General features: G+C 46.3%; 3 protein-coding genes. All 3 read left to right on the forward strand.

Annotated features, from left to right (window positions below; genetic code table 11):
• Positions 1–164: 164 nt before the first annotated feature.
• The 3 genes from AB6E08_RS16755 (at position 165) to glgB (ending at position 7,331) form a co-directional block, all read left to right on the forward strand.
• On the forward strand, positions 165–2,618 hold the full coding sequence (locus AB6E08_RS16755) for a glycogen/starch/alpha-glucan phosphorylase (RefSeq protein WP_009845842.1): 2,454 nt from the start codon (positions 165–167) through the stop codon (positions 2,616–2,618).
• A gap of 176 nt (positions 2,619–2,794) precedes the next feature.
• On the forward strand, positions 2,795–4,975 hold the full coding sequence (gene malQ, locus AB6E08_RS16760) for a 4-alpha-glucanotransferase (protein WP_372066825.1): 2,181 nt from the start codon (positions 2,795–2,797) through the stop codon (positions 4,973–4,975).
• A gap of 175 nt (positions 4,976–5,150) precedes the next feature.
• Positions 5,151–7,331, forward strand: a complete 2,181-nt coding sequence (glgB, locus tag AB6E08_RS16765; RefSeq protein ID WP_017100917.1) for a 1,4-alpha-glucan branching protein GlgB — start codon at positions 5,151–5,153, stop codon at positions 7,329–7,331.
• Positions 7,332–7,441: the final 110 nt, after the last annotated feature.

Genomic DNA, 7,441 nt, shown 5'->3' on the forward strand with positions numbered 1-7,441 from the left:
AAGTTAGAACATGAGAGTCAGATCACTAACCTTACATCGGTACGCCCCCTACGCCCTCTCATCTACTCCTAGTTAGTCGTATTAACGGGAGGATGTTTAGTTAATGGTGACCATGCACGATATGTCACAGATGAATTAGAACTATTAAAAGCGAGATTTCTGAAATGAAACCAACTCAGCAAAAAACTTTCGATAAAGTGTCGTTCCAAGAAAGCGTTAAAAAGCATTTATCTGCAACTTACGCAACAACGATTGAAAACGCAGATAGCCGCGCATGGTACCTAGCGATGGGGCGTGCGCTAGCAGAATTGACAACATTTGACCTGCTAGAAACTGAAAATGATGAAAAAATCAAAAACGCGAAGAGCGTTAACTACCTTTCATTAGAGTTTTTGATTGGTCGTCTAACAGGTAACAACCTGATCAGCATGGGGCTGTACGAACAGATTACTCATGCAATGGAAGAGCTAGGCCAAAACCTAACTGACCTTCTAGAAGAAGAACGCGACCCATCGCTAGGTAATGGTGGTCTTGGTCGTCTTGCTGCTTGTTTTATGGATTCTTGTGCTGCACAAGAGTACCCAACAGTAGGCTACGGTCTTCACTACGAATACGGCCTATTCAAACAGTCTTTCCAAGATGGTCGTCAACAAGAAGCACCAGACGCATGGCGTGGTGTTGAAGGTTACCCATGGGAAGTCGCTCGTCCAGAGCTAGCACAACACATTGGTTTTTACGGTCATGTAGAAGTTGAATTCATCGACGGTAAAGAAGTTCGTACTTGGGTTCCAGGTATGGAAGTAAAAGCAATGCCTTGGGATCTACCTATCGTAGGTTACGAGTCAAACACGGTTTATCCATTGCGTCTTTGGGAATGTCAGGCAATTGCACCATTCTCACTAGCAAGCTTTAACAACGGTGATTACTTCGAAGCGCAACACTCGCTAATCGATGCAGGTAACATCACTAAAGTACTTTACCCGAACGACAACCACGAGAAAGGTAAGACACTGCGTCTAATGCAGCAGTACTTCCACTCAGCAGCGTCAGTTCGCGATATTCTACGCCGCCACGAAGCCGCAGGTTTCTCTCTAGAAGATCTGCCTAAGCAAGAAACGATTCAGCTGAACGATACGCACCCAACGATTGCGATTCCTGAGCTAATGCGCATCCTAATCGACGAGAAAGGTCTATCTTGGGATCAAGCATGGGAAATCAGTGCACATACGTTCGCTTACACGAACCACACACTACTTCCAGAAGCGCTAGAGACTTGGTCTGAATCGCTGATCAACCGTCTTCTTCCACGTCACATGGAAATCATTTTTGAAATCAACCACCGCTTCATGCAAGAAGTTCGCAAGATGTGGCCTGGTGACGGTGAGAAACAAGCGAAGCTTTCTATCATCCAAGAAGGTTTCCACCGCATGGTTCGCATGGCAAACCTATGTGTGATTGGTTCTTACAAAGTAAATGGTGTAGCGGCACTTCACTCTCAACTTGTTAAGAAAGACTTGTTCCCAGAGTTCAACGAAATCTTCCCAGGTAAACTGACTAACGTAACGAACGGCATCACGCCACGTCGTTGGTTGAAGTTCTGTAACCCAGGTCTATCTAATCTAATCACAGGTAAGATTGGCTCTGAGTGGCCAGCAAAACTTGAGCAGCTAGAAGGCATCGCTAAGTTTGCAACAGACGCGAAATTCCAAAAAGAATTTATGGCTGTTAAGAAAGAAAACAAACAGCGTCTTGCGGATTGGGTTCAAGAGAATATGGGTATCGAGCTAGATACTAACGCTATCTTCGACGTTCAAATTAAGCGTCTGCACGAATACAAGCGTCAGCACCTAGATTTGCTACACATTCTGTCTCTGTACCACCGTATTCTTAACGAACCTGGTTTCGAGTGTGAGCCACGCGTATGTTTCTTCGCAGCGAAAGCAGCACCGGGTTACCACCTAGCAAAAGAAATCATCTTCGCGGTTAACAAGATTGCAGAGAAGATCAACAACGATCCTCGCATCGGTAACAAGCTTAAAGTGGTATTCATCCCTGACTACCGTGTAAGCATGGCTGAAATCATCATCCCTGCAGCAGACGTTTCTCAGCAAATCTCATTAGCTGGTAAAGAAGCTTCAGGTACGGGCAACATGAAGATGGCTCTAAACGGCGCTCTAACTATCGGTACGATGGATGGTGCAAACGTTGAGATTCGTGAAGAAGTTGGTGATGAAAACATCTACATCTTCGGCCTAGAAGTTGACGGTGTTGTTGCACTGAAAGCTCAGGGTTACAACCCATACGATTACTACAATGCAGACCCACTATTGAAAGCATCTCTAGATCTACTGACTGGCGATGAGTTCACTCCAGGTCAACCAGGTCTTCTACGTGCAACGTTTGATAGCCTACTAGACGGTGGTGACCCTTACCTATGTCTTGCTGACTTCGCATCTTATGTGAAAGCGCACGAAGACATGGGTACGCAATACAAAGACCAAGCAGGCTGGGCTAAGAAAGCGATTCTTAACACGGCATTGGTTGGTAAGTTCACATCAGACCGCTCAATTCGCGACTACGTGAACAACATCTGGAAACTTGAAGCGGTTAACCGTTAATAGTTGCAAAGTAGCCAAGGCAGTTTCTGCCTTGGCTCAATTAGCTTGTGAGCAAATAGACGGCTTATTCAGATAGCAATGCTTACAAACTGATTGTCACAAGCTAATTGATTAGTAAAAATTAAATAGACAACCCTACAAAAATTGAAAGCGTCAGAACGTTTTCGGAGAGAGCGATGAAAGAACAGACCGTATTAAAACAAGTCGCAGAAATGGCAAATATTGCCGATAGTTACGTTAGTGCGTGGGGCGATGAAGCACAAGTATCAGAAGAGACGATTACGTCTCTATTGGCTTCATTGGGCTACGATACAAGCAGCGATGATGCACTGCTTAAATCTGCAGAAAGAAAGCACAGAAAAGATGTACTAGACCCGGTTCTTGTCTTGCGTGACGGTGAGCCAGTAGAAGTGACACTCAATCTGGGTGTGAGTGCTCGTGAAAGTGAGTTCAGCTGGCGCTTAGAAACCGAGCAAGGAGAGGTACTTGAAGGCTATCTTCAATCTCAAGTCGTTCGTGACGAGCGTGCCGAGGGTGGCCCTTTAGTGTTTGCATTGCCAAGTGATTTGGCATGGGGTTATCACAAGCTCATTGTGAGTCGTAAGCGCCGTAAGAAACCTTACGAGATGACGTTGATTATTACGCCAAAAGCGTGCTTCAAGCAGTCACCCATTGAGCAAGGCAAAAAGCTTTGGGGACCAAGTGTTCAACTGTACACGCTAAGAACTCTGCACAACTGGGGTATTGGTGATTTCGGTGACCTAAAACAGCTTGTTTCGGATATCGCGTCTCGCGGTGGTGACTTTGTTGGTCTAAACCCAATTCACTCACTGTTCCCTGCGAACCCGGAAGGTGCTAGCCCATACAGCCCGTCTTCACGTCGTTGGTTGAACGTCTTATACATTGATGTGAGTTCAGTTCCTGAGTTCGCATTAAGCGCGGAAGCGCAACAAACGGTAGGCAGCGCCGAGTTCCAGCAGCGCCTACAGAAAGCTCGTGAAGCGCACTGGGTGAATTACACTGAAGTGTCTGAGCTGAAGATGAGCATCTTACCTCTGCTATTCGCAGAATTTAAGACTCGTCATCTAGACAAAAACAGCGACCGCGCACAAGCGTTCTTAGCGTTCGTTGAAGAGGGCGGTGAAAGCCTGATGCATCAAGCCGCGTTTGATGCTCTGCACGGTGAACTGCATGCTGAAGATTCAGGTATGTGGGGCTGGCCTGTATTCCCAGAGAAATTCCGTACATTTGAAAGCCCTGCGACCCAGAAATACATCAAAGATAACCTAGATCAAGTGCATCTCTATATGTACCTACAATGGTTAGCCGATTGCCAAATCAACGATGCACAGTCTCTTGCTGAAGAGAAAGGCATGGCGGTTGGACTGTACCGTGACTTAGCGGTAGGCGTTGCAGATTCAGGCAGCGAGACATGGGCTGATGAAGGCAACCTAGTGATGGATGCGAGCATTGGTGCTCCACCGGATATTCTTGGTCCTCTAGGCCAAAACTGGGGCTTACCGCCACTAAACCCAGAAGTACTTCAAGAAACCGGCTACGACGCTTACATCAAACTACTTCGTGCCAACATGAAGCACTGTGGTGCATTGCGTATTGACCATGTTTTAGGTCTGCTGCGTTTGTGGTGGATTCCAAAGGGTGAGAACGCAACGAAAGGTGCGTACATCTACTACCCAGTGCAAGACATGCTGTCTATTCTGGCGCTTGAATCTCACCGTTACCAATGCAGCGTTATCGGTGAAGACTTAGGCACGGTACCGGATGAAATCGTAGACATCCTTGCTGATGCTGGCGTGCATTCTTACAAAGTCTTCTTCTTCGAAACATCAGAAAATGACGGTGGTTTTATTTCTCCGAAGCACTACGCGTCACAATCGATGGCAGCACTGTGTACTCACGATATGCCAACGCTTCGCGGCTTCTGGCACTGTGATGACTTGAAAATGGGTCAAGAGATTGGTTTATACCCAGACGCACAACAGCTAGAAACTTTGTTCGATAACCGCTTGGAGTGCAAGCAAGGTATCTTAGACTCAGTGGCATGGCACGGCTTCCTACCTGAAGGTGTTGGGCGTGATGCAAGTCAAGTGCCGATGGATTCTTATCTTGCTGAAGCGCTTCAGTTGCACGTTGCGGCTGGTGGCTCAACACTCCTGAGTGTTCAGTTGGAAGATTGGCTAGAGATGGATAAGCCCGTTAACATCCCTGGTACGGTCGATGAGTACCCTAACTGGCGTCGTAAACTATCAATGAACTTGGACGAAATCTTCGCTCATGAAGGCGTGAATCGTATCGCATCTAAGCTAACTGATGTACGAGAAAAAGCAGCTAAGTAATGGAGTCGAGTGGCTTGAAAAGAGGTGGTTTTTTGCTTACGCCGTACGAAACTACAACCTCGGTCACTCAATATTGAATGCTCATCTGGTAGAATAAACCGTCGTTATATTGCCCGCACTAATAGCGGGCATTTTTGTATTATGTTTTTTGGATGTTTGGTTAGGGAGAAGCGTTTTGGAACTAAGTTCGATTTCAAAGCAAAAACAAATATATACCCAACTATCACAGGCTTGCTTCACAGATCCATTTGCGTTTTTAGGGCCATACTTACCTTCTGAACAAGGTTCATTACGAGTGTGGATTCCTGGGGCAGATAAAGTCGAGTTGATTGTTGGAAAGGAACCTCGTATTAAGTTAGCGCGAGAGGGTGAAAGTGGTTTCATTCTTAAGCAAGAAAGAGACTTACGTTTTACTCACTACAAGCTTGCGGTTGATTGGAATGGAGTAGAGCAGATCATCGATGATCCATACCAATACCATGATCTGTACGCGAGTTATGAGGATCTTCATACACCTAAAGATATGTATCATCACATGGGAGCTCAGTTTATTACGCTAGAGCGTGATGGACAGACGATTTCAGGCACGCGTTTCTTGGTGTACGCACCGCATGCAACAGCGGCTAGCTTGGTGGGTAACTTCAACGCTTGGGATGGTCGTCGCCACCCAATGCAGCGTCTAGATTATGGTATGTGGGGCTTATTTATTCCTGATCTGGAAGAAGGCGCACAATACAAGTTTGAATTAAAAGGGCCTGATGGCGAAGGCTTGCCACATAAAGCTGACCCATGGGGTTTCTACTCTGAGCAGTACCCATCATTTTCATCTGTGACTTACGATCACGCTCGCTACCAGTGGCAAGATTCTCAATGGCAGAATCGCCCAGTGACGCAAAAGCGCAAAGAAGCCCTTTCATTCTATGAATTGCATGCCGGCTCTTGGAAGCGCAATGCTGAAGGTGAATTCCTAAACTACCGTGAGCTAGCGGCAGAGCTAATCCCATATCTAACGGATCTCGGTTACACACACGTAGAGTTGATGCCGGTTTCAGAGCACCCGTTTTACGGCTCTTGGGGTTATCAGCCAATAGGCTTGTTTGCGCCAACAAGTCGTTTTGGTTCTCCAGATGATTTCAAATTCTTCGTCGACCAATGTCACCAAGCCGGTTTAGGTGTTGTTCTGGACTGGGTTCCTGCACACTTTCCAAGTGATGATCACGGCTTAGCTAACTTTGATGGAACGCCTTTGTTCCATGATCCAGATCCACGCCGTGGTTGGCACCAAGATTGGAACTCGTACATTTACGACTTAGGTAAAGAGCATGTTCGTCGCTTCTTAGTAGCAAATGCATTGTACTGGTTCGAACAATTCCATATCGATGGCATTCGTGTTGATGCTGTTGCTTCGATGTTGTACCTCGATTACTCGCGTAGCCATGATCAATGGATTCCGAATGTAGACGGCGGCAATGAAAATTACGACGCCATCGCGACCCTTAAGTGGATGAACGAAGAAGTGTACAAACACTTCCCGAATGCGATGACAATTGCTGAAGAATCGACGGCTTTCCCGGGTGTTTCAGCACCAACCTTTATGGGCGGTTTAGGCTTCGGTTTTAAGTGGAACATGGGTTGGATGCACGATAGCTTGTCTTACATTCAAGAAGATCCAATCAACCGTAAATATCACCACGATACGATTACCTTCCCGTTGGTTTATGCTCACAGCGAAAACTACGTATTGTCTCTGTCTCACGATGAGGTGGTTTACGGTAAAGGCTCTATCCACAACAAGATGCCGGGTGATGAGTGGCAGCAAACGGCTAACCTACGCGCTTACATGGGTTACATGTATGCACAACCGGGTAAAAAGCTGAACTTCATGGGCGCTGAATTCGGTCAAACGGCTGAATGGAATCATGATGATCAACTGCAGTGGTTCTTGTTGGAATATGAACGCCATCAAGGTGTTCAACGCTTAACGAAAGATTTGAACAATCTATACCGCTCTGAGGCGGCAATGCACGATCTTGATTTCGACCCGAAAGGTTTTGAATGGCGTCTACAAGATTCTGCTGAAGCAAGTATCTTAGCTCATGAACGTATTAGTGAGTTGGGTGAACGAGTATTGGTTGTTTCTAACTTTACGCCCGTTCCTCATGAGCGTTTCCGCTTAGGTGTTCCAGCCCAAGGCCAGTACTCGCTATTGCTGAATACTGACTCGGCTGATTACGCAGGCAGCGGTTTTGAAGTGAAGCAGGTTGCTCAGGTTGAATCAATAGCAAGCGAAGGTTTGGATACGTCGATTGAGCTGCGTTTGCCACCACTATCAACGGTGTTTTACAAATTAAACTAATAACAATCACAGTAAGTAAGTGATCACAAAGACGACAAAGGGAGCCCTGAGGCTCTAATGCCGTTCACTTAAGAGTGAACGGCATTTTTGTTCTTAGCATACCGTTGTGG

Source organism: Vibrio sp. 10N.247.310.24, from assembly GCF_041467175.1.
GTDB lineage: Bacteria > Pseudomonadota > Gammaproteobacteria > Enterobacterales > Vibrionaceae > Vibrio > Vibrio tasmaniensis_A.